21 protein-coding genes are annotated in these 21,436 nt (G+C 70.4%); 15 read left to right on the top strand and 6 right to left on the bottom strand.

The features are described from left to right. Positions 1 to 64: 64 nt before the first annotated feature. Positions 65 to 604 carry a hypothetical protein gene (locus tag ACFYO0_RS05155; protein ID WP_388670747.1) on the bottom strand — a complete coding sequence of 180 codons (540 nt, stop codon included), beginning with the start codon at positions 602 to 604 and terminating at the stop codon, positions 65 to 67. A 571-nt stretch (positions 605 to 1,175) separates the two neighbouring features. Between ACFYO0_RS05155 and ACFYO0_RS05150 the strand changes: the two genes are divergently transcribed. From ACFYO0_RS05150 to ACFYO0_RS05140, 3 genes are all read left to right on the top strand, one after another. After that, complete coding sequence (locus ACFYO0_RS05150; RefSeq protein WP_388670744.1) at positions 1,176 to 1,553, top strand: DUF485 domain-containing protein; 378 nt, start codon at positions 1,176 to 1,178, stop codon at positions 1,551 to 1,553. Between the two features lie 17 nt (positions 1,554 to 1,570). Then, on the top strand, positions 1,571 to 3,217 hold the full coding sequence (locus ACFYO0_RS05145) for a cation acetate symporter (protein WP_388670890.1): 1,647 nt from the start codon (positions 1,571 to 1,573) through the stop codon (positions 3,215 to 3,217). 174 nt (positions 3,218 to 3,391) lie between these two features. Then, complete coding sequence (locus ACFYO0_RS05140) at positions 3,392 to 4,657, top strand: DUF4032 domain-containing protein (RefSeq protein WP_388670741.1); 1,266 nt, start codon at positions 3,392 to 3,394, stop codon at positions 4,655 to 4,657. A gap of 8 nt (positions 4,658 to 4,665) precedes the next feature. Here ACFYO0_RS05140 and ACFYO0_RS05135 read toward each other — a convergent pair whose 3' ends face one another. Both ACFYO0_RS05135 and ACFYO0_RS05130 read right to left on the bottom strand, forming a co-directional pair. Further along, complete coding sequence (locus tag ACFYO0_RS05135) at positions 4,666 to 5,514, bottom strand: universal stress protein (RefSeq protein ID WP_388670738.1); 849 nt, start codon at positions 5,512 to 5,514, stop codon at positions 4,666 to 4,668. 96 nt (positions 5,515 to 5,610) lie between these two features. Beyond that, positions 5,611 to 6,816, bottom strand: a complete 1,206-nt coding sequence (locus ACFYO0_RS05130) for a cytochrome P450 (protein WP_388670735.1) — start codon at positions 6,814 to 6,816, stop codon at positions 5,611 to 5,613. 279 nt (positions 6,817 to 7,095) lie between these two features. Between ACFYO0_RS05130 and ACFYO0_RS05125 the strand changes: the two genes are divergently transcribed. The 3 genes from ACFYO0_RS05125 to ACFYO0_RS05115 all read left to right on the top strand — a co-directional run bounded on the left by ACFYO0_RS05125 (position 7,096) and on the right by ACFYO0_RS05115 (position 8,836). Beyond that, positions 7,096 to 7,722 carry an RNA polymerase sigma factor gene (locus tag ACFYO0_RS05125; protein ID WP_388670732.1) on the top strand — a complete coding sequence of 209 codons (627 nt, stop codon included), beginning with the start codon at positions 7,096 to 7,098 and terminating at the stop codon, positions 7,720 to 7,722. Beyond that, entirely contained in the window at positions 7,712 to 8,308 is a 597-nt protein-coding gene (locus tag ACFYO0_RS05120; protein ID WP_388670729.1) for a hypothetical protein, read from the top strand. Before ACFYO0_RS05125 ends, ACFYO0_RS05120 begins: the two co-directional genes overlap by 11 nt. 132 nt (positions 8,309 to 8,440) lie before the next feature. Then, positions 8,441 to 8,836 (top strand): hypothetical protein, encoded by a 396-nt coding sequence (locus ACFYO0_RS05115; protein WP_388670726.1) that lies wholly within the window; start codon positions 8,441 to 8,443, stop codon positions 8,834 to 8,836. A gap of 79 nt (positions 8,837 to 8,915) precedes the next feature. Here ACFYO0_RS05115 and ACFYO0_RS05110 read toward each other — a convergent pair whose 3' ends face one another. From ACFYO0_RS05110 to ACFYO0_RS05100, 3 genes are read right to left on the bottom strand one after another with little or no spacing between them, the layout of a single operon-like run. Beyond that, a complete protein-coding gene (locus ACFYO0_RS05110) occupies positions 8,916 to 9,701 on the bottom strand; it encodes a DeoR/GlpR family DNA-binding transcription regulator (RefSeq protein WP_388670723.1) in 786 nt (261 codons plus the stop codon). A gap of 56 nt (positions 9,702 to 9,757) precedes the next feature. Next, positions 9,758 to 10,810, bottom strand: coding sequence for a 4-hydroxythreonine-4-phosphate dehydrogenase PdxA (gene pdxA / locus ACFYO0_RS05105; RefSeq protein ID WP_388670720.1), 1,053 nt, complete (start codon positions 10,808 to 10,810; stop codon positions 9,758 to 9,760). Further along, a complete protein-coding gene (locus ACFYO0_RS05100; RefSeq protein ID WP_388670717.1) occupies positions 10,807 to 12,045 on the bottom strand; it encodes a four-carbon acid sugar kinase family protein in 1,239 nt (412 codons plus the stop codon). The genes pdxA and ACFYO0_RS05100 overlap by 4 nt, the downstream gene beginning before the upstream one ends. Before the next feature lie 189 nt (positions 12,046 to 12,234). Between ACFYO0_RS05100 and ACFYO0_RS05095 the strand changes: the two genes are divergently transcribed. From ACFYO0_RS05095 to ACFYO0_RS05055, 9 genes are read left to right on the top strand one after another with little or no spacing between them, the layout of a single operon-like run. Beyond that, positions 12,235 to 13,821, top strand: a complete 1,587-nt coding sequence (locus ACFYO0_RS05095; protein ID WP_388670714.1) for an ABC transporter substrate-binding protein — start codon at positions 12,235 to 12,237, stop codon at positions 13,819 to 13,821. Between the two features lie 3 nt (positions 13,822 to 13,824). Continuing rightward, a complete protein-coding gene (locus ACFYO0_RS05090) occupies positions 13,825 to 14,754 on the top strand; it encodes an ABC transporter permease (RefSeq protein ID WP_388670711.1) in 930 nt (309 codons plus the stop codon). Positions 14,755 to 14,757: 3 nt separating this feature from the next. After that, positions 14,758 to 15,657 (top strand): ABC transporter permease, encoded by a 900-nt coding sequence (locus ACFYO0_RS05085; RefSeq protein WP_388670708.1) that lies wholly within the window; start codon positions 14,758 to 14,760, stop codon positions 15,655 to 15,657. Positions 15,658 to 15,660: 3 nt separating this feature from the next. After that, positions 15,661 to 16,533: an ABC transporter ATP-binding protein gene (locus ACFYO0_RS05080; protein WP_388670705.1), complete on the top strand. Its 873-nt coding sequence runs from the start codon at positions 15,661 to 15,663 to the stop codon at positions 16,531 to 16,533. Next, entirely contained in the window at positions 16,530 to 17,387 is an 858-nt protein-coding gene (locus ACFYO0_RS05075; protein ID WP_388670702.1) for an ATP-binding cassette domain-containing protein, read from the top strand. Before ACFYO0_RS05080 ends, ACFYO0_RS05075 begins: the two co-directional genes overlap by 4 nt. Continuing rightward, on the top strand, positions 17,384 to 18,364 hold the full coding sequence (locus tag ACFYO0_RS05070; RefSeq protein WP_388670699.1) for an aldo/keto reductase: 981 nt from the start codon (positions 17,384 to 17,386) through the stop codon (positions 18,362 to 18,364). Before ACFYO0_RS05075 ends, ACFYO0_RS05070 begins: the two co-directional genes overlap by 4 nt. A gap of 26 nt (positions 18,365 to 18,390) precedes the next feature. After that, complete coding sequence (locus ACFYO0_RS05065) at positions 18,391 to 19,170, top strand: HpcH/HpaI aldolase/citrate lyase family protein (RefSeq protein ID WP_388670696.1); 780 nt, start codon at positions 18,391 to 18,393, stop codon at positions 19,168 to 19,170. Continuing rightward, positions 19,170 to 20,378 carry an exo-alpha-sialidase gene (locus ACFYO0_RS05060; protein WP_388670693.1) on the top strand — a complete coding sequence of 403 codons (1,209 nt, stop codon included), beginning with the start codon at positions 19,170 to 19,172 and terminating at the stop codon, positions 20,376 to 20,378. Before ACFYO0_RS05065 ends, ACFYO0_RS05060 begins: the two co-directional genes overlap by 1 nt. After that, the gene (locus tag ACFYO0_RS05055; protein WP_388670690.1) at positions 20,375 to 21,340 is read left to right on the top strand and encodes a phosphoglycerate dehydrogenase; all 966 of its coding nucleotides are present in this window, start codon (positions 20,375 to 20,377) and stop codon (positions 21,338 to 21,340) included. The genes ACFYO0_RS05060 and ACFYO0_RS05055 overlap by 4 nt, the downstream gene beginning before the upstream one ends. Positions 21,341 to 21,436: the final 96 nt, after the last annotated feature.

Here is a 21,436-nt window from a genome sequence, read left to right as displayed (position 1 = left end):
ACAAGTGCGGGGTAATACAGCCTCGCAATTCAGCCATGCTCGCGATGATCCGGGCCGGCAGCCGTCAGCCGGTCGATCCCGGCCCTGTTTCCGTCTCTTCCCTGAGGAAGCTGGCCACCTGGGCGGCAAGGCTGTCACAGGAGCCGTCGGGGCGGGCTCCGGCGCCGACGGACGGTTGGCGCAGGTCGATACCTCCGGACCAGAGATACCGGTGGGTCCACTCGTCGTCGACCTTCAGCTGGACCTGGACGTCCACCCGCCCCAGGCCGGCCTCGTCGGCCGCGGCGTACAGAACGGCCGTGACCCGGCGCAGCGGGTAGACGTCGAACCCCTCGATGAACTGCGAGTTCCGCCAGTCGAGAAAGGCGCTCTCGCCGTCGGCGCCGACCCGGACGTCGAGCTGGCCGTCTTCGAGGTGGATGCCGAAGTACGCGGTCGTACGGTTCTCGACGGTCACCCTGAACCTGACGTAGGTCAGACCCTCGGCCGCGTCGTCGCGTCCCCGCGGTGGCTCCGCCTTCTCCAGGCCGTGGACGCGGACACGCAGGCCGGCATGCTCCTCGTCGTACTCCTGCCAGTCGCCCACCACGTTCGGCTCGTACACAGTCCACCTCTCCACCTTCAGAGAGCTGCTTCCTATCTGTGCGTGCGATGACGTGTCAAATGCACGGAATGGGCTGTGGCCAGGGATTTTGCCCCGCTTGATCAGCGATCAAGCCGTGCCCAGCCACAATCCGCACTCCCGGCTCCGACGGCGGCGGTACGTGCGTGCTGCACATCACGTCCCACACGCGTCTCGCACCCGCGACGGAAGGGCTGGGTGAACGACGTCCGGCGATGAAGCCGGGGCGGAGAAAGTGACGCGCGTTGAATTTGAGTCACCAACGGCCAATAGCAATGATCCGGTTGATAGTTGAAACGATGGAATGCCACAATCCGATACGCCACGCCGGCCACCCCACCAGCGAGGCAACCAGCAAGCCGGAACACGGTTTCAGTGGCATTTCGGGCGAATTTCCGACCTGTGCGACCGGAAACGTGAACCGTGTTCAACAGTCGTCCCCCTGCATATTTCAGTGAAAAATTTCCGCGTGCAGACCGCGAACACAAGGCCCCAGACAAGGCACGGTATGCCAAGACACTCCAACTCATCCTTCAGCTCCCAACCAGGACAGATGCCGCCCGCCCCCGCGGCGGAGAACAGAGTCGCCTCGCATCCCGACTTCCGCTCCATACGCGGAGCCCACCGCTCGTTCGGGATCGTGGCGATGCTCATCTCGGTCGGCGGCTTCCTGCTGCTCGTGCTGCTGTCGGGCTTCGCGCCCGGACTGCTGAACCAGGAGCTGTTCGGCCACGTGACGCTGGGGCTGGTGGGTGGCATCGGCCAGTTCGTCGTGATGGCCGTGACCGCGTGGCGTTACACGGTCCACATGGAGCGGCGGATCGACCCGGCCGTCGACCGTCTGCGGGCGGAGATCGCCCGCGACGAGGCCGAGCAGGCTCGGGTCCAGCAAGCTCGTGTGCCCCAGGAGAGGCGGTTCCGTTCGTGGTGACTCTCTCCGACGGTCGCATGGTGACTCTCTCCGAGGGCGTCGTCGGCGGCACCAGTCTGAAGCTGACCTTCGTCCTGTTCGTGTCGGTCGTCGTCGTCAGCATGTTCTCGGCCCTCATCACCGCTCCGCAGGGCGACGAGATCAGCGACTTCTACCTGGGCAACCGGACCATGTCGCCCCTGCGCAACGGGCTGGCGATGTGCGGCGACTATCTGTCCGCCGTCACCCTCCTGGGCAGTACCGGACTGGTCGCACTGACCGGATACGACGGCCTGCTCTATCTCGTCGGCACCGTCGTCGCCTGGATGATGGTGATGTTGCTGATCGCCGAACCCCTGCGCAACTCGGGCAAGTTCACCCTCGGCGACACCCTGGCCCTGCGGCTGCCCCGGAGCCAGCGCTCGGTACGCATCGCCCTGGCCGCCTGCACCCTGACCATCTGCGTCCTCTACATCGTCGCCCAACTCGTCGGCAGCATCGCCTTGTTGACCCAGTTCATCGGCGAGCCGAGTGCCACCACCCGCACCATGTGCGTCGCGCTCATCGGCACCCTGATCGTGTTGTACGTGGCGCTCGGCGGCATGCCCGGCGCGACCTTCCTCCAGATCGTCAAGGCCGTCATGCTGATCGCGGGCGTCGCGGTGACCGCCGTCATCGTGCTGCACCGCTTCAGCTGGAACATCGACGGTCTCCTCGGCGCCGCAGCCGACGGCAGCGGCATGGGGCAGCGGTACCTGGAGCCGGGGCTGCGCTACGGAGGAAGCACGACCAGCAAGCTCGACTTCTTCAGTCTGCAGATCGCCATCGCGCTGGGCCTGGCGGCACTCCCCCACATGACGATGCGTCTGCTCGCTCCCCGCGCCACCCGTGTGCTGCGCCGGTCGGTGCTGTGGGCCACGGGCCTGGTCGGCTTCGTGTGTCTGGCGGCGGGCGTGCTCGGCCTGGGTGCGACGGCGATCGTCGGCCGCGACTCCATCGCGGAAGTCGACGCCAAGGGCGACGCGGCGGTACTGCTGCTCGCCAACTCCATCGGGGGCGCCGTACTCACCGCGCTCATCTCCTGTCTGGCGTTCATCACCCTGATGGCCGTCGCGGCCGGGCTCATGCTCGCCGCGGCATCCTCGCTCGCACACGACCTGTACGGGCAGGTGATCCGCAAGGGCAAGGCGAGTCAGACCGAGGAGCTGACCGCGGCCCGGCTGTCCGCCGTCGTCATCGGGATCCTCGGCATGCTCCTCGCGCTTCTGGCGTGGGGCACGAACACCGCCAGCCTGGGATTCCTGGCCTTCGCCATCGCCGCGTCCGCCATCCTGCCGACCATGGTCTACAGCCTGTTCTGGCGTCGCTTCAACGCACGCGGCGCCCTGCTGAGCCTGTACGGGGGGCTCACCACCTCCGTGCTGCTGGTCATCTGCTCCCCCGTCGTCTCCTCGACGCCCACCTCGTTCTATCCCGACGCGGACTTCGCCTTCTTCCCGCTCCAGAACCCGGGCCTCATCTCCGTACCGGCCGGGTTCCTGCTGGGCTGGCTCGGCACCGTGATGAGCGGTGGCGAAGAAGACGCCCCCGACGTGTACGAGAAGTTCGAGGTCCGCTCGCTGCTCGGTACCGGCGAGCAGGAGGAGGAGCAGCAGGAGGAGGAGCCCGTGGGCGCGCGACAGTGACGCCGACCGGACAAGGCCTCGGCCTTCCGTGACGACGAGTGGGGCCGGTGCCGTGCGGCACCGGCCCCACTCGTCGCGCGCGGTACATCTCGCGCCAGTTGACGAACCGGGCGTCCGAGTGCGGAGATGCTCTTGCGACGTGACGGACGACCGCGAGGCGAGGGCCCAAGAGCAATGGCATTGCACATCAGCGCCACCAACCCGGAGCATCCCGCGCTGCTGCTCGAACTGCCGTGGGATCTGCCCCTGGAGGAGTGGCCGGAGCGCCACCTGGTGCCGCTGCCGCGCGGCATCTCACGGCACGTGGTGCGGTACGCGCGCGCCGGCAACGAGGTGGTGGCCGTCAAGGAGCTGGCCGAGCGGCCCGCCGAGCGGGAGTACGAGCTGCTGCGCTCGCTGCACCGGCTCAACATCCCCGCGGTGGACCCACTCGCCGTGGTCACCGGCCGCACCCGCGACGACGAGGCCCCCCTGGAGCCGGTGCTGATCACCCGGCATCTGAACGGCTCGATGCCCTACCGGTCGATGTTCGAGACGACGATGCGGCCCGCCACCATGCACCGGCTCATGGACGCGCTCGCCGTGCTCCTGGTCCGGCTCCATCTGGCCGGGTTCGCATGGGGCGACTGCTCGCTGTCCAACACGCTGTTCCGGCGCGACGCCGGAGCTTTCGCCGCGTATCTCGTCGACGCGGAGACCGGCGAGCTGCACCAGAAGCTCAGCGACGGGCAGCGCAGTTACGATCTCGATCTCGCGCGCGTGAACATCAGCGGCGAGCTGCTCGACCTGGAGGCGTCGGGGGCGCTGCACCCGTCCGTCGACCCGATCGACTTCGGTACGGAGATCTGCGGGCGTTACCAGAGCCTGTGGCAAGAGCTGACCCGTACGTCCGTGTATCCGGCGGGCAAGCACCACTACATCGACCGCCGGGTCCGGCGGCTCAACGAACTCGGCTTCGACGTCGCCGAGATGCAGATCGCGCACTCCTCGAACGGTGACACCGTGACCTTCGTCCCCAAGGTCGTCGACGCGGGCCATCACCAGCGCCAACTCCTGCGGCTGACGGGGCTCGACGCCGAGGAGAACCAGGCGCGCCGACTCCTCAACGACCTCGAGAGGTGGATGGCCACCCAGGACGACTACGCACCCGGCGACCCTCTCGCCGCACGCCCCGAGGTGCTGGCCCACCGCTGGGTGCGGGAGGTTTTCCGGCCCACCGTGCGCGCCGTACCGAAGGAGCTGCGCGGCTCCATGGACGCGGCGGAGCTGTACCACGGGCTGCTCGAGCACCGCTGGTATCTGTCCGAACGGGCGCAGCACGACATCGGCCTGGACATGGCCGTCGAGGACTACGTCAAGCACATCCTGCCGAAGATCCGGGAGAAGCTGCCGGCGCCGGACGCCGCCGCGTCACGGGCGCCGTCAGCGCCGTCGGCCTGAGCCGGGCGTCAGGACGGCGGAACGACCGCCACCGGGCAGGGCGCGTGATGCATGACCGCGTGCGCCACCGAACCGATCCGTGACCCCACGGCGGAGCGGTGGGCGCGCCGTCCGACCACCATCAGCTGGGCCCGGGCCGCCACCGACAGCAGCACCTCTCCCGCGCTGCCTATCTCGACGTGCTCGGTCACGGGCACGTCGGGATACCGCTCCCGCCAGGGCCGCAGCGCCTCGTCGAGCGCCTTCTTCTCGTACGGTTCCAGACCGCCGGCCTCGTCGAGGAGTTTCAGCGAGGCGGGGCTGAACGAGTAGAGCGCCGGCAGACTCCAGGCGCGTACGACCCGTACGGCCGCGCCGCGTGCCGCCGCGGTCTCGAAGGCGAACCCCAGTGCCGCGCCGGTGTCGTCCGGGCCACCCTGCTGTCCCACGACGATCTCGCGGCCCGCCGCCTCGTGTTCGGCGCGGTCGTCGGCACGTACGAGGACGACGGGGCGCCCGGATTCGGCGGTCACCTGCTGGCCGACGGAGCCGAGCAGGAAGCCGACGATCGCTCCGTGCCCGCGCGAGCCGAGCACCAGCATCTCGGCAGTCGGCGCCTCGGCGACCAGCGAGGGGACCGGGGCCGCGTCCAAGAGGTCGGTGGTCACCGGCAGCTGGGGGTGCCGCTCGGTGAGACCGCTCGCGGCCTCTCGCAGCGCGTCCCGCGCCTTCGCGTCGTGCTCCCCCGAGTCGGCCGTCTCCCAGGCGTGCACCAGACGCAGCGGCAGCTCTCGGCGGACGGCTTCCCGGCCGGCCCAGGCCACGGCGGCCAGGCTCTCGGGTGATCCGTCCACTCCCACGGTGATCGGGCGGGTCATACGGGTGTCCCTCCTGCGTTCTCCTGCGAAGCCTGCCGACACCAGGTGATCGGCGGGACTGCCGACAGTACACAGGGCGCGGCCCGGTGTGATCCGTCACCAGCGCACAGGCAGCTTCCGTACGCCCCGGATCAACAACCCGGGCGTCCAGGGCAGTTCGGACTCGTCCGCGTCCGGCGCCAGGTCCGGGCAGCGTTCCAGCAGGGTGCGGAAAGCGATCCGGCCTTCCAGCCGTGCCAACGGCGCGCCCAGGCAGTGGTGCAGGCCGTGGCCGAAGGCGATGTGACCGCGGGAGTCCCGGCGGATGTCGAATCGGTCGGGCTCCTTGAAGCGCTCCGGGTCGCGGTCGGCGTCCGCCATGGTGATCAGGACGGTGGAACCCGCGGGGATGGTCACCCCGCCCATGTCCACATCCTCCAGTGCCAGGCGGTCCGTGCAGGTCTCCACCGGGCCGTCGTAGCGGAGCATCTCCTCGATCGCCCCGTCGAGCAGGCCGAAGTCGGCGCGCAGGTCGGCGAGTTGGCCGGGATGTGCGAACAGCGCCCGCAAGCCGTTGCCGATCAGATTGACCGTGGTCTCGTGACCGGCGACGAGCAGCAGATTGGACATGCCGATGAGCTCGTCCGGCGAGAGCCGGTCACCGTCCTCGTCTGCGGTGTGGATCAGCGCGCTGAGCAGATCCTCACCGGGCTTCGCCCGCTTGGCCGCGATCAGCTCGGCAAGATACGCCGACAACTCCTGGTAGGCGAGCGCCTCCGCCTCCGGGCTGGTGCGCGCGACCGCCTCGTTGGACCAGCGGCGAAAGGCTTCCCGGTCCAGCCCGGGGACGCCGAGCAGTTCGCAGATGACGGTCATGGGCAGCGGGAAGGCGAAGGAGGCGATCAGATCGGCCCGCCGCTCCTCCACTGCCAGCATCCTGTCCAGCAGCTCATCGGTGACCTGCTGGATGCGAGGAGCCAGTGACTCGATACGTCGCGGGGTGAATTCCCGGGCCACCAGCCGCCGCAGTCGGGTGTGGTCCGGCGGGTCCGACATCAGCATGTGCATGAGGGCCGGCTGGCCCTGCTCGGTGTTGACGATCCGTTCGATGTTCCCGGACCTCAACCAGTTCCGGCTGAGCCGTGGATCGGTGAAGGCCGTTCGGCATGCCTCGTGGCCGACGACGAGCCACACCTCCTCGCCATCGGGGTCGTGCACACGGTGGACGGGCCCCTGGGAACGGAGCCGGGCGTAGACGGGATACGGATCACGCAGGAAATCCGGACCGAGCTGCTTCAGGTCGACGATGGATCGGGCCACCATTCCACTCCCCGGTTCGTGGGCCGAAATGGCACGCTAACCCGCCTTCGGTGCGGATGAACGCCGGTTTCCGGACAGTTGCGCCCGGCCACGCCGACAGGGATGCGGGTCCCTGGGAGGGGCGGACCGGGGCCCGGGCTGGGAGTTGAGGTGAGGGTTGAGCGCGGAGCCGGAAAAGGACCTGCGTGACCGGGCCGTAGTCGGGTAAATGATCACTCGGTGCACAACACGGCGGGCAGGCGACGGTCCGCCCGACTTCACAACGGGGAGACATCCGAGCCCATGGGCCACCCGCCGACCGGTCCTTCATCCTCGCCGTCACCGCCACCGACCCGCTTCGACGAGACCTTCTGCGAGCTCCTGCCCCGGCTCTACCGAAGAGCCGTCATGCTGGCCGGGACGAGGTCCTGGGCCGAGGACGCCGTGCACGAGGCGTATCTGAAGCTGGCCGCACGGCCACAGCGGTTCCTCGACCATCCGGAGCCGTACGCCTATGCCTTCACCGCGCTGCTCAGCGTCATACGCGACACCCATCGCCGCGAGCGCCGTCAGGTCCTGGTGGATGATGTGGAGGTGTCGGGTGCCGCCGATGCCGCCGGGCAGGCGGGCCGCCTTGGCTCGATCGGGCCGGTGATCGCGGCGGGCTGGGACGGCGGAGTGGAGCGGCGCGACGCCGAAATGGAGGCGGTACGGCTGCTGGGGAGACTCTCTTCGAAGCAGGCAGGCGTGGTGATACTCGTCGATCTGGACGGTTACACCATCGATCAGGCCGCCCGGATCATAGGAGTGCACCGCGGAACGGCCGCGCGGCATCGCACGCGTGCGCTACAGAAGCTGCGCTCGCTGCTGGACAGAAGTGAGCGGGAACGCGGGGACCGTTCAGGAAAGGAGCCGGGGCATGAGGCCTGACGCAGAGCCAGACGACCGCGTTGCCGCGCTGCTGCGCGACCGGCTCAGGGCCGCCGACGAGGAGATCGAGACGCCGCCCGGGCTGTGGGAGCGTGTCCGGTCCGCCGAGGCTCCGCCACGCAGGGCGGTCTTCGGGGCGCGGCTGCGGATAGGTTGGGCGGTCGCTGCCGCCGCCGTCCTGGTGTGCGCCGTCGCGCTGGGCGCCTGGTGGCTGGTCCGGCCGGCCGCCGACACTCCTCCTGCCGACCGGGGGCGGTTCGATGCCTCAGTGACGGTGTTCAACGCCGAAGAGCCGTGCCGTCCGCTGCGGACGATGGAGTGCGCGCTGCGGCTGGCGTTGGATCCGTACGGCGAGTACGCGGCGCCGGGGAACACGGCCGGCCGCGTGTGGCACGGCGACCGGCTGGCCGCGGCGTGTGTCGTCACCCGCGGCACCATGGTGACGGACGAGAGTGGGATCTCCTCGACGCGCTGGTACCTGGTCAGGAACCGTGAGGGGGCGGAGGGCTGGCTGCCGGGTGTCCGTACCCGCAACACGGCTGAGATACGCGTGTGTTCGGCGGACGAGGCTCGTACGTCGTCCTGACCACCGCCCTTACGTCCATAAGAGTGTGACGAGCGTCACTCCACTCCGTGTCATACAGGGCAGCCCGTGTCCTCGTGTGCCGTGCGTAAGACAGGCAACGACCAAGCCAGCACGACAACACGGGGAGATCTCATGCGACTTCGTACTGCCCTCGGTGCCACCCTCGCCGCCACGACCCTGACCGCGGGCCTGGCCGGCCCGGCCGCGGCCTCGGCCGGTGACGCCTCGGACGGCGCGTCCGCCCGGGCGAGCTTCACGGTGTGGGCGACGGACGTCAATGTCCGCGACAACCCGGGCAACCCGGGCGCGTGCGACGCGTTCCCGTCGCCGGGCAACTGCCCTGTGGTGGCCGGGCAGTTGCAGCCGAACCAGCCCTTCGAGGCGGTCTGCCAGAAGCAGGGCCAGAACGTCGGCGGCAACCCGTGGTGGGTCTACATCACGCGTGGTGACTCCCGCGGCTACATCGCGAGTTACTACGTCGACCACCCGGACAACCAGCTGCCCGGCGTCCCGGTCTGCGGCACCTGAGCGACTGAAGGCCGCGAAAGCAACGGAAAGGGCCAGGCGCGTCCCCGCGCCTGGCCCCTTCCTGTCTGCGCGCCCAAGTTCAGGGGGTTTCCTCAGACTTGGCCAGGACCGTGGTGACCCCGCGGTTGTGCAGCTCGTCGAGGACGCGGGGGTCGGCCGCGTCGTCCGTGACCAGGGTCCAGCCCGCGGGCAGGGTGGCCCAGGCGTGGAAGGGGCGGCGGCCCACTTTCGCGGCGTGGGCGAGGACGTAGACGTGGTCGGCGCGGCGCGCCATGAGCTCCTTCAGGCGGGTCTGGCGCAGGTCGGCCTCGCAGATCCCGTGCTCCGGGGAGACGCCGTCCGTGCCGAGGAAGACGCGGTCGAAGGTGAGCCGTTCGAGGGCTGCTTCGGTCAGCGGGCCGACGAAGCCCTGGCTGAGGGGGCGGAGGGTGCCACCGAGGCACTCGACGTGGACGTTCTGGACGTCGGCGAGTTCCTGGAGCGCCGTCAGGCCGGTGGTCGCGACGGTGACGTTCTTGGCCGTACGCAGTTCATGCGCGAGCGCGCCGACGGTCGAGCCCGCGTCGAGGAGGAGGGTCTCGCCGGGCTGGATCTGGGCGGCCGCCCATCGGGCGATGGCGCGTTTGGCCTCGAAGGCCTCGCCCGTGCGCTGCCTCAGTGAAGCCTCGGGGTGTGCGGACAGCGCCATCGCACCGCCGTACGTCCGGGCGAGGCGTCCGTCGGTGGTGAGCTTCGCCAGGTCGCGGCGGATGGTGGAAGCCGTGACGCCGAACAGCTGCGAGAGTTCGTCCACGCTGGTCAGGCCGGTGGTGGTGGCGAGCTGGACGATCCGGTCGCGCCGGGACTTGGATCCGATCGCAGACATCAGTCCTGTGTCCTCCGGGTGTGCGGTGGTGTCCTCCGGGACCCACGAGAGCGGGGTCATCGGGCGGCCGAGGCGGATGACATCTCGGCGGCCTGCCGCAGCGCCTCGACCATGCTACCGGCCTCGGCGCGGCCGGTTCCCGCGATGTCGAACGCGGTGCCGTGGTCCACGGAGGTGCGGATGACGGGCAGTCCCACGGTGAGGTTGACGCCCGTTTCGATGCCGAGGACCTTCACCGGGCCGTGGCCCTGGTCGTGGTACATGGCGACGATGAGGTCGTAGTCGCCGCGGCCGGCGAGGAAGAAGGCGGTGTCGGCGGGGAGCGGCCCGTGGGCGTCGATGCCGTCGGCGCGGACGGCCGCCAGGGCGGGGGCGATCTTCGCTTCTTCCTCGCCGTAGCCGAACAGTCCGTTCTCGCCGGCGTGCGGGTTGATGCCGCAGACGCCGATCACGGGGGCGTCGACGCCCGCGCGGACCATGGCTTCGTGGCCGCGGCGCACGGTGCGTTCGACGAGGCCGGGCTCGATGCGGTTGACGGCGTCGATCAGGCCGAGGTGCGTGGTGACATGGATGACCTTCACCTTGGGTGTGGAGAGCATCATCGACACCTCCTCCACGCCGGTGAGGTGGGCGAGGAGTTCGGTGTGGCCGGGGTAGAGGTGTCCGGCGGCGTGCAGGGCCTCCTTGTTGAGGGGGGCGGTGCAGATGGCGTGGACTTCACCGTTCAGCGCGAGCCGGGCTGCGACGCGGATGTACTGGTACGCGGCGTCGCCCGCCGCTGCGGAGAGGGTGCCCCAGGGCAGGTCGGCCGGGAGCAGTCCGAGGTCGACGACGTTGATGCGGCCGGAAGTGAACTCGGCCTGCGCGGGGCCGTCGACGGCAACGATGTCACAGCTGATGCCGAGGATGTCCGCCGCCTGGCGCAGGCGATGGGCGTCGCCGATGACGACGGGGCGGCAGCCGCGCAGGGTGTCGGGGTGCAGCAGCGCGGGAACGATGACCTCCGGCCCGATGCCGGCACCGTCGCCCATGGTCACCGCGATGACCGGGAGCCGATGTCCGGCGGTGCCGGTCTGCTCGGCGGACGCGGCGGTGGGGGCTGCGTTCACGTGGGTTCTCCTTGCGGGGCTAACGAAGGGGTCGGTACGGCGGCGCGGACGGGGCGCAGCGCGCGGGCGATGCGCAGCAGGGAGTCTGTGCCGCCGAAGCTTCCGGGGCGGGTGACGACAGAGCGGCCGTCGGCGGTGCGGGAGTGCACGGCGCCGTGGTGGATCTGCCCGACGGGCAGCAGCTCACGGATGCCCAGCGCGTCCAGCACGCGGCGTGCGGTCTCCCCTCCCGTCAGGACCAGGTCGCTGTCGTACGCGGCTTCGGCGACCGTGCGGGCGAGGCCGGCCACCAGACCGCGGGCGGAGCCGGGCTCGACGGGGCCGCTGCCGTCGATGCTGACGATGGTGATGCCGTCCGGCGCGGTGGCGAGCGGCTGCGGGTCGCCGTGGTCGGTGAGCAGGCGCGCCGGTACGGGTATGTGGTGCGCGCCGGAGGCCAGCAGTTGCGCGATCTGCGCATCTGCGCTGAGCTCGGCGGTTCCGACCACGACAAGCAGCGGTCTGGGCCGCGTGGTCGCCGGGGTTTCCCTGAGACCGGCCCCGTCCGCTCCCGCCAGCCTCCGGCCGACGGCGGCGGCCAGCCCGCCGGCCCCCAAAAGCCGGATGTCGGGGCCGAGTTGAAGAACCGCCTCGGCTATCGCGTCGAGGTCGGCGTCCGTCTCGGCATCGCACACCGGGTGATGGCCCTTCGCGATGAGGGTGCGCAGCCAGCCCGACAGAACCAGGACGGGCGCGCGCACCACCGACAGCGGCACTACCCGCGTCGGCAGGTCGCCCAGCGCCGCCCGCACCGATTCCGGCGCCGGACCCCGCTCCGCCCGCCAGGCGTCGGTCGCGTGCAGCGCGGTGCCGTGCAGATGGACGACTCCGTCATGCACGGTGCGGCCCGCGACCGGTACGGCGAGGGCGATCACGACACCTGCGGCGCCCTCGGCGTAAGCGGCCGTCTCCGAGGCGAAGTTGCCCCGCAGCAGCGAGTCGGCCTTCTTCAGGACCAGGTCGCCGTCGGCGTACGACATGACGTCCCGTACGGCGCGTGCGGCCTCGTCCGCGGTGAGCTGCCGGGTGTCGAGGTCGAGTACGACCGCCTCGCCTTCCGGCGTCGGTGCGGTGGGCGGGCCCAGCAGGATCCGGCCGGGCAGGCCGAGGGCGGCAGCGGTCTCGGCGGCGCCGGACAGGTCGTCCGCGAGCGCCAGCACGCGGGATGGGCGGCTGGCGGGGGTTGTGCGGGACACGGGTACCTCCTCGGGCCTGTGGGTGATCGGCCTCGCACGCCGATGATGTCACGGCTGCGCGAAGTGCGCGAGACTCCTTGCGCGATTCGCGCAACCGTGCCACCTTTTTCGGCGCGACACTTCTGCGCCGCCCGGTGCCCGGTCGGCGTCAGCGAGAGCCGGTCGCCCCGAAGAACCGAGAAGGTCGACATGACCCCAGCCCCCCATCGTGTCCCCCCGCCCGGTCACCACACCCGCCGCACTGTGCTGCGCTGGAGCGCCCTCGGCGGTGCGGGCGTCGCCCTCGGTCCGCTGTCCGCCTGTGCCGGACCCACGGGCGCGCCCGGCCCCGGCACCCTCACCCTCGGTCTGAACCGCTCCCTGGTGAGCCTCGACAACAAGCTGAACCAGTTCGAGGCGGCAGTGACCGTGCAGCGCGCCGTACGGCAGGCTCTCACCCGTATCGGCCCGGACCTGGAGCCCCAACTCGTCCTGGCCGACCGGTTCGAGAGGACCGAGCCCACCGCGTGGACGGTGCGGCTGCGCGAGGGCGTGTGCTACTCGGACGGCAGCCCGGTCACCGTCGAGGACGTGGCCACGGCATTACGCATGTACGGCAAGGTCCCCGGCTCGTTCCTGCTCGGCCTCTTCCCGGAGCTGCCCACCGTCGAGGCCACCGGTGAGCGGACCTTCCTGCTGCGCACGGAGCGTCCGCTGCCGGTGCTCGACCGGCTCATGGCCAACATCCACATCACCCCGGCCAAGGCCAACCGGCCCGAGGAACTGCGCTCCGGGCTCGGCTCGGGCCCGTACCGCGTCGTCCGCGCGAACAGCGGAGCAGGCGAGTACACCCTCGCCCGCAACAGCAGGTACTGGGGCAGGCAGCCGTCCGTCGAGAAGGTCCAAGTCCGGTTCGTGCCAGAGGAGTCCAGCCGTGTCGTGGCCCTGCGCAGCGGCGAACTCGACGTCGTCGACACGCTGACGCCGGACTCCGCGGACCAGCTCATCGGGCTGCCGGGCGTCACCGTCCAGGAGACCGTCGGCGTCCGCATGTGCCAGCTCTTCTACAACTTCCGCAAGCCCAAAGGGCATCCGCTCGCCGACCCCCGGGTGCGGCAGGCGCTGACGTACGCCATCGACGGCACCGCCCTCGTCGACGATGTCCTGACCGGGACGGCCGAGGAGGCCCGCGGCGTGGTCCCGCTCGCCCTCCAGGGTGCGGTGCCGACAGGAACGTACGCTTTCGATCCGGGGCGGGCCCGGCAGCTGCTGCAGTCGCTCGGCGCCGACGACCTGCGGATCAAAGTCATCTGGGAGTCCGGGGAGTTCGCCGGCGACACCTCGGTCATGGAGGCCGTGCTCGACATGCTCCAGGACGTCGGCGTGCGCGCCTCGCTCCAGCAGTTCCAGCCCGGCGGCGACATCCTCAAGTGGCGCCAGGGACGCGCCGGCGACTGGGACGTCATCGGTAACGGCTACAGCAGCCCCACCGGTCAGGCGCTCACCATGCTGCAGGGGATGTACGGCGGAACGGCCGAGAAGGAACGCACCGGCGACGCGTTCATGGGCTATGTCATCCCCCGGATCGAGCGGCAGCTCTCGGCCACCGCCACCGAGGTCGACGACGCGGAACGGGACCGGCGGCTTGCCACGGTGCAGCGCGCCGTCTGGGAGACCTGGCCCAGCCTGTGGGCCTTCGCCCCCAAGACGCTCCTTGCCCGCCGCGACCGCGTCCAGGGGCTGGCGCTCCAGGCGATCAACTCCTACGACCTGACCGCGATACGCCTGGAGGGCTGAGCCGTGCCGAAGTACCTCGCCCGCCGTATCGGCCAGAGCCTGCTGACCGTCTTCCTCACGCTGACCACCGTCTTCCTGCTGGTGCGCCTCGCGCCCGGCGATCCGGCCTCCGCATACGCGGCCCCCAACGCGACCTCGGCCGAACTCGCCCGCATACGCGAACAGTTCGGGCTCGACGACCCGCTCCTCGTCCAGTACGGACTCTTCCTGCGCGACCTGTTCACGGGGGACCTCGGCACGAGCTACTCCTTCAGCTCCCCCGCCTTCGACGTGGTCCTGGACCGGATGCCGTACACCATCACGCTCGCCGTCTCCGCCCTCGCGGTCACCACCGTGGTGGCCGTGCCGCTGGGCGTGTGGATGGCCCGCCGCGCCGACACCCGCAGGGAGCTGGGCGCCAATGTGCTGACGATCGCCGGGCAGTCGATGCCGGACTTCTGGACCGGTGTGATGCTGCTGACGGTCTTCGCGGTGCTCTTTCCCGTGCTGCCCGCCTCCGGCTTCACGACCTGGAGCGGCCTGATCCTGCCGACCGCGACCGTGGCCGTCCTCCAACTCGCCCTGGTGTCACGGCTGGTACGGCGCGAGATGACCACCGCGCTGGCCTCGTCGTACATCACCGTGGCCCGCTCCCGCGGGGTGTCCGAGTCCGCGCTGACGTGGCGCTACGCGCTCGCGAACTCCGCCGTGCCGCTGGTGACGGCACTCGGTACGCGCTTCGCGGCACTGCTCAACGGTGTCGTCGTGGTGGAGGTCGTCTTCGGCTGGCCGGGGGTCGGCTCGCTGGTCGTACGCGCTCTGGAGACCCGCGACTATCCGCTGATCCAGGCCACCGTCCTGGTCACCGCCACCCTCGCGATCCTCGTCCAACTCCTCATCGACCTGGCCTATCCGCTGCTCGATCCGCGGGTACGCCTCGGGAAGGCGGCCTGAGCCATGACCACAGCCGTCAGCGCCGGCCGGCCCAGCGCCGTCACCGCGCGCGATCTCGCCCGGGCCACCGCGACCCGGCAGCGGCGCGGCGCCCGCCTCAAACTCTGGGCCGGAGCGGTGTGCACCGCCCTCGTCGTGCTGCCCGTGGCACTCGCCGGTGTGCTGCCGCTGGCCGGCGCCAACGCCCAGGACCTCTCCCGGCGCAGGCTGCCGCCGCTGAGCGAGGGGCACCTGTTCGGCACCGACCAGTTGGGGCGCGATCTGCTCTCCCGCGTCCTGCACGGCGGTCAGGTGTCCCTCGCGGTGGGTGTGCTCGCCGTCCTCGTGTCCGGTCTGATCGGTATCGCGGCCGGCGCGGCGGCCGGGTTCTTCGGCGGTTGGGTCGACGCGTTCGTATCCCGGTTCCTGGAGGCCCAACTGGCCCTGCCGCTCCTGATGATGCTGCTCCTCGTGGTCGCCCTGTTCGGCCCGTCCGTCACCGTCATCACCTGCGTGATCGCCCTCGCGCAGTGGCCCGAGGTCGCGCGGCTGACCCGCTCGCTCGTCCTGGTCGAACGCGAGAAGGCGTACGTCGCCGCGGCCCGCGTGCTAGGGCTGCGCTCCTGGTCGGTGCTCGCGCGCCATGTGATCCCCAACGTCGTACGCCCCGCGAGCCTGGTAGTTCTCCTGCTCCTCGCGCAGGCCGTGCTGCTGGAGAGCGCGCTGAGTTTCCTGGGCGCGGGACCTCAGCGGCCGTTCGCGACCTGGGGGCGGATCATCTCCGACGGCCAGGACTACATCACCACCTCCTGGTGGCTGGTCACCCTGCCCGGGCTGGTCATCGCGCTGCTGGTGGTCGGCGTCAACCTGCTCGGGGACGGGCTGCGAGACCGTACCCGGCCACGTTCCGGAAAGGGAGCGTGAGCCATGGCCGAGGAAACCCCGGTCACCGCCGGCCCATCGCTGCTCGACGCGACGGATCTGCAGATCGAACTCATCACCGCGCACGGCGTGGTGCGCGCGGTCGACGGAGTGAACTTCACCGTCCGCCGGGGCGAGACCGTGACCCTGATCGGCGAGTCCGGCTGCGGAAAGTCGACCACGGCGATGGGCGTGCTGCGGCTGCTGCCCGAAGGGCTCGCAGTGATGTCGGGCAGCGTACGCATCGCCGGACGGGACGTCGTCGCCGATCCCGACGCCGCACGCGCGGTACGCGGGCGAACCGTTTCGCTCATCCCGCAGGATCCGATGACGGCCCTCAGCCCGGTGCACACCATCGGCCGCCAGCTGGGCGACGCCCTACGCCTGCGCCACCCGGGCATGACGCGAACAGAAGCCCGTGACAAGGGAGTTGAACTGCTCGCCCAGGTACGCATAACCGAACCTCAGATCCGCTGGAAGGCGTACCCGCACCAGTTCTCCGGCGGCATGCTGCAACGCATCCTCATAGCGACCGCGCTGGCCGCCGAACCGGAACTGCTCGTCGCGGACGAGCCCACCTCAGCCCTGGACGCCACCGTGCAGGCGAGTGTGCTCGACCTGCTGATGGAACTTCAGGAACGCACGGGTATAGGCATGTTGATGATCACCCATGACCTCGGGGTGGCCCGGCTGGTCTCCGACCGCATCCACGTCATGAAGGACGGCCGTTTCGTCGAGTCGGGCTCCGCACAGCAGATCGTCGAGCGGCCGGCCGAACCGTACACCCGTGAACTCCTCGCCACCGTGCCCCGTGTGGGTACGTGGGACGAGGACAGCGACGGCCGCACCGAACCCGTCGCAGAGGAGGCGGCGTCATGACCGAACTCCCCACCGCCACAGGGCCGGTGCTTCTCTCCGTCGAGGACCTCGTCGTCGAATACGCCACGTCACGCGGCCCCTTCCGAGCCGTCGACCACGTCAACTTCCGCATCCCCCGAGGCGGTTCACTGGCGATCGTCGGCGAGTCCGGCTGCGGCAAGTCGACGCTGGCCCGAGCCCTGGTACGGCTGCTCGAGCCGGCAAGCGGCCGCATCATCCTGGACGGAACGAACATCGCCCAGCTTCCCGAACGGCGACTGCGCCCTCTGCGCCGCCGCATACAGATGGTCTTCCAGGACCCGTACGGCTCGCTGGACCCCCATCTCACCGCCCAGCAGATAGTCGCCGAACCGCTGCGCATGCACGGCCTCTCCGACCGAGCCCAACGCGCCAGGCGGGCGGCCGAGTTACTCGACCAGGTAGGCCTGCCGCCCTCGGCCCTGGACCGTCGCCCACCCGAGTTCTCCGGCGGCCAGCGTCAACGCATCGGCATCGCCCGCGCCCTGGCCTCCCGCCCCGACCTACTGGTCTGCGACGAGGCGACGTCCGCCCTGGATGTCTCCGTACAGGCCCAAGTCCTCGACCTGTTACGGGAGTTGCAGAAGGACACCGGCATCGCCTACCTCGTCATCGCGCACCACCTCGGGGTAGTCCGGGAAATCAGCACCGAGCTCGTGGTGATGCGCGCCGGCCGGATCGTCGAGGCCGGCCCGACGGCCACCGTGCTCACCACACCCTCCGACCCCTACACCCGCGCACTGCGCCGCGCCGCACTCGACCCCACCGCGATCCGGGGTGTGAAGCCCCGCCACCTGCTCGCCCTCGCCTCCGCCCCGGAAGGAACCCGCACGTGACCACCGGCATCGACCTGCCGAACATCCCCGTACCACTCTCCCGGCTGGTACTCGGCACCATGACCTTCGGCGACACCGTCGACGCCTCCTCAGCAGCCAACATGCTCGATGCCGCACTCGACGCAGGAATCACCGGCGTAGACACGGCCAACGGCTACGCGGGCGGTGAGAGCGAGCGTATCCTCGCCGCCCTGCTGCCAGGCCGCCGCGACCGCATCGTCCTGGCAACCAAGGCCGGTATCCCACACCCCGACCAGGGCGACAACGCCCCGCTCTCCGCGGCCGGCCTGCGGGCCGCACTCGAGGGCAGTCTCAAGCGCCTGGGCACCGACTCGGTCGACCTCTTCTACCTCCACCAACCGGACCGCGTGACACCACTGGCCGAAACTCTCACCGCCGTCGCCCAGTTCGTAGCCGAGGGAAAGATCCGCGCCCTCGGCGTCTCCAACTACGCAGCCTGGCAGATCTCCCAACTCGTCCGTGCCGCCGACGAGTTGGGAGCCCCACGCCCCGTCCTCGCCCAACAGATGCACAACCTCCTCGCCCGCCGCATAGAGGAGGAGTACGTCGAATACGCCGCAGTAACCGGCCTGCGCACCATGGTCTACAACCCCCTGGGCGGCGGCCTGCTCACCGGCCGCCACCACTTCGAACACCCCCCGGCTTCAGGTCGCTTCGGCGACTCCAAGGTCGCCGAGATGTACCGCCAACGCTATTGGGACGAACGCCTCTTCACCGCAGTGGACCAACTCTCCACCATCGCCGAAGCCGCAGGCATCCCCCTCACCGACCTGGCCCTCCGCTGGCTCCTGGACCGCGACTCGACCGACGCCCTGCTCCTGGGCGGCTCCAGCACCACCCACCTACTGGCCAATATCGCGGCCGCCGACAACGGCCCCCTCCCCACCGACGTCACAGCGGCCTGCGACGAGATCGGCAAGGGCCTGCGAGGCCCAATGCCCGCATACAACCGCTGAAAAGGAACCCAACCGCCGGAGGCGCAATGATCCCCACCACCTTCGCGGCAGCGCTACGCGCACGCGACCCCCTGGTCGGCTACTGGTCCGTCCTGGACTCCCCCGTCTCCACGGAACGAATAGCCCGGCTCGGCTACGACTACGTAGCCCTGGACGCCCAACACGGGCTGCTCGACTACGCAGGAGTACTCGCCTCACTCACCGCCATAGACACCAAGGGCTCAACCGCCGTGGGCCTGGTACGAGTCGAGGCCAACGACCCCATGCCCATCGGCAAGGCCCTGGACGCAGGCGCAGCCGGCGTCATCGTCCCGCTCATAGACACCGCACATGACGCCGCCGCAGCGGTGGCCGCGGTCCGCTACCCCCCACAGGGCAGGCGCTCGTACGGCCCGATGCGCGCAGCCCTGCGCATCGGGCCCGACCCCGCCGACACGCACGAGCAAACCGTGGTGCTGGCAATGATCGAAACCGCCGAGGGCCTCAAGAACGTAGAAGACATCTGCGCCACCGACGGCGTCGACGGCGTCTACATCGGCCCTTCCGACCTGCGCATCGCGCTCGGCGGCGCCAGCTCCACCGACCCAACGGTCGCGGACGAGTTCGAGGCGGCCCTGGTCACCGTGCGCGAGGCGGCAGCCGCCGCCGGTATCGCCGCGGGCATCCACAACGCCGACGGCGCGAGCGCCGCCAAGCGCCTCACCGAAGGCTTCACATACGTCACGGTCGCGAGCGACCTGGTCCACCTGGAGCAGGTCGCATACCGCCACCTCACCGCAGTACGCGCGCCAGGGCAGGTCCGGTGATGCCGGGCCCGGCCGTCGCCGACGGCGTCGTACGCCCGCACCCCACGGAGACGGGCCGCTCCGAGTCGTGGCTGTCCGCCCCGGCCATGCAGAACCATGCCGCCAACCTCACCGTGTTACCCGACGGTGAGCTGGGATGCGTCTGGTTCGGAGGAACGCAGGAGGGTGTCGCGGACATCTCGGTGTGGTTCTCCCGGCTGCCCGCGGGCGGTGACACCTGGTCCCGCCCGGAGCGGCTCTCCCACGACGACACCCGGTCCGAGCAGAACCCGCTGCTGTTCACCGACCCGTCCGGGGACTGGTGGCTGCTGCACACCGCGCAGCGGGCCGGGCGCCAGGACACCGCCGAGGTACGGCTGCGCATCAGCCATGACGAGGGAAAGACGTGGGGTCCCTCCCGCGTGCTCTTCGACGGCGGGATCTTCGTACGCCAGCCGGTGACCATGCTGCCGTCGGGCCGCCGGCTGCTGCCCGTGTTTCGTTGCGTCGCCGCGCCGGGCGAGCGATGGTCGGGCGATCGGGACACCAGCTCGGTGATGGTCAGCGACGACGAGGGGGCGAGCTGGTGCGAGGTTCCTGTGTCGGGTTCGACCGGTCTGGTGCACATGAACGTGCGCCCGCTGCCCGACGGTTCGCTCCTCGCACTGTTCCGCAGCCGCCGCGCCGACGCCGTGTACCGGAGCGTGTCGTACGACGACGGGGAGAGTTGGGCCGAGCCGCGCCCGCTGGACCTGCCGAACAACAACTCCTCGATCCAGTACGCCCCGTTGGCCGACGGACGGCTCGCACTGGTCCACAACCACAGCAGCGCGGCGGACGCCGTCGCCCGCCGCGTCTCGCTGTACGACGAGATCGACGACGACGGGCCGAGCGCGGACGACGGGCCGAGCAGCGACACACCTGCTACCGCCCCGGCGCCCGCCGCCGCCCCCACGACCGGAGCCGCCTTCTGGGGCGCCCCGCGCGCGCCGCTCACCCTCTCCGTTTCCTCGGACGGCGGCCTGACCTGGCCGGTGCGCCGGGACCTGGAGACGGGTGACGGCCACTGCCTGACCAACAACTCCCGCGACGGCCTCAACCGCGAGCTGTCCTACCCGTCCGTCGTCCAGACCCCGGACGGCGCACTGCACATCGCCTTCACCCACCATCGCCGGACGATCAAGTACCTCCGCCTGAGCCCCACTTGGGCGGACCGGGAGATCGCATGACCACGACCCCCATGACCACGACCCTCATCACCACGCCCACCTTCTCCCGCTACTCCGCCGAGCCCTGGCGGATCCTGGAGCGAGCGGGCGCGGGCCCCCTGCGACCGTATGAGGCCGAGGCGCTGCCCCCCGACGAACTCCTCAAGCGGATCCCAGAGACCGACGCCCTGATCGTCGGCATGGACCTGATCACCGCGGACATCATCGACGCGGCGGCCCGCCTCAAGGTCATCGCCAAGCACGGCGTCGGCGTCGACACCATCGACCTCGACGCCGCCCAGGCCCGCGGCATCCCCGTGGTGTGCGCGCCCGGCAGCAACTCCCGGGCGGTCGCCGAGTTCACCTTCGGCCTGATCCTGGACGCCACCCGTCGTATCACCGATGCGAGCGGGCGGTTGGCGGACGGGGAGTGGCCCAAGCTGTTCGGACCCGAACTCGCGGGCAGAACCCTGGCCGTGATCGGCTTCGGGCGGATCGGACAGCTCGTGACCGGGTACGCCCGCGCCTTCGGCATGACGGTGCTCGCGCACGACCCGTACGTCGACCCGCAGGACATGTGCGCCCTCGGCGCCCGCTCGGCCACGCTGGACAACTGCCTGGCCCGAGCCGATGTCGTCAGCCTGCATCTGCCCGCGACCCCCGGCGCGGGCCCGCTACTGGACCACGCCCGGCTCGCCGCTATGAAGCGGGGCGCGCTGCTGGTGAACACCGCCCGCGGCGGTCTCGTCGACGAGACCGCGCTCGCGACGCTCCTCGAGGACGGTCACCTGGGCGGCGCCGCGCTCGACGCGTTCGCACACGAACCGCTCCGCGACAGCCCGCTGCGCAGCGCCCCGAACGTCCTGCTCACCCCGCACATGGCGGCCTGCGGCCAGGACGCCAACCACATGATGGGCGCCATGGTCGCCGAGGACGTCGTGCGCGTCCTCGCGGGCGAGCCCCCGCAGCACCCCGCACCCTGACCCCCCTCCTCTCCCGTCCCCTCCCCTCCTCTCCCTTCCCCGGCACCGCTCCCCCGCCCCCGAGTCCGGCAACGAAGCCGGACGCCCGAAGGATCC

Origin of the sequence: Streptomyces sp. NPDC006365 (assembly GCF_042870755.1) — a bacterium.
Classification (GTDB): domain Bacteria; phylum Actinomycetota; class Actinomycetes; order Streptomycetales; family Streptomycetaceae; genus Streptomyces; species Streptomyces xiangluensis.
This window is presented reverse-complemented; position numbering and strand designations above follow the sequence as displayed.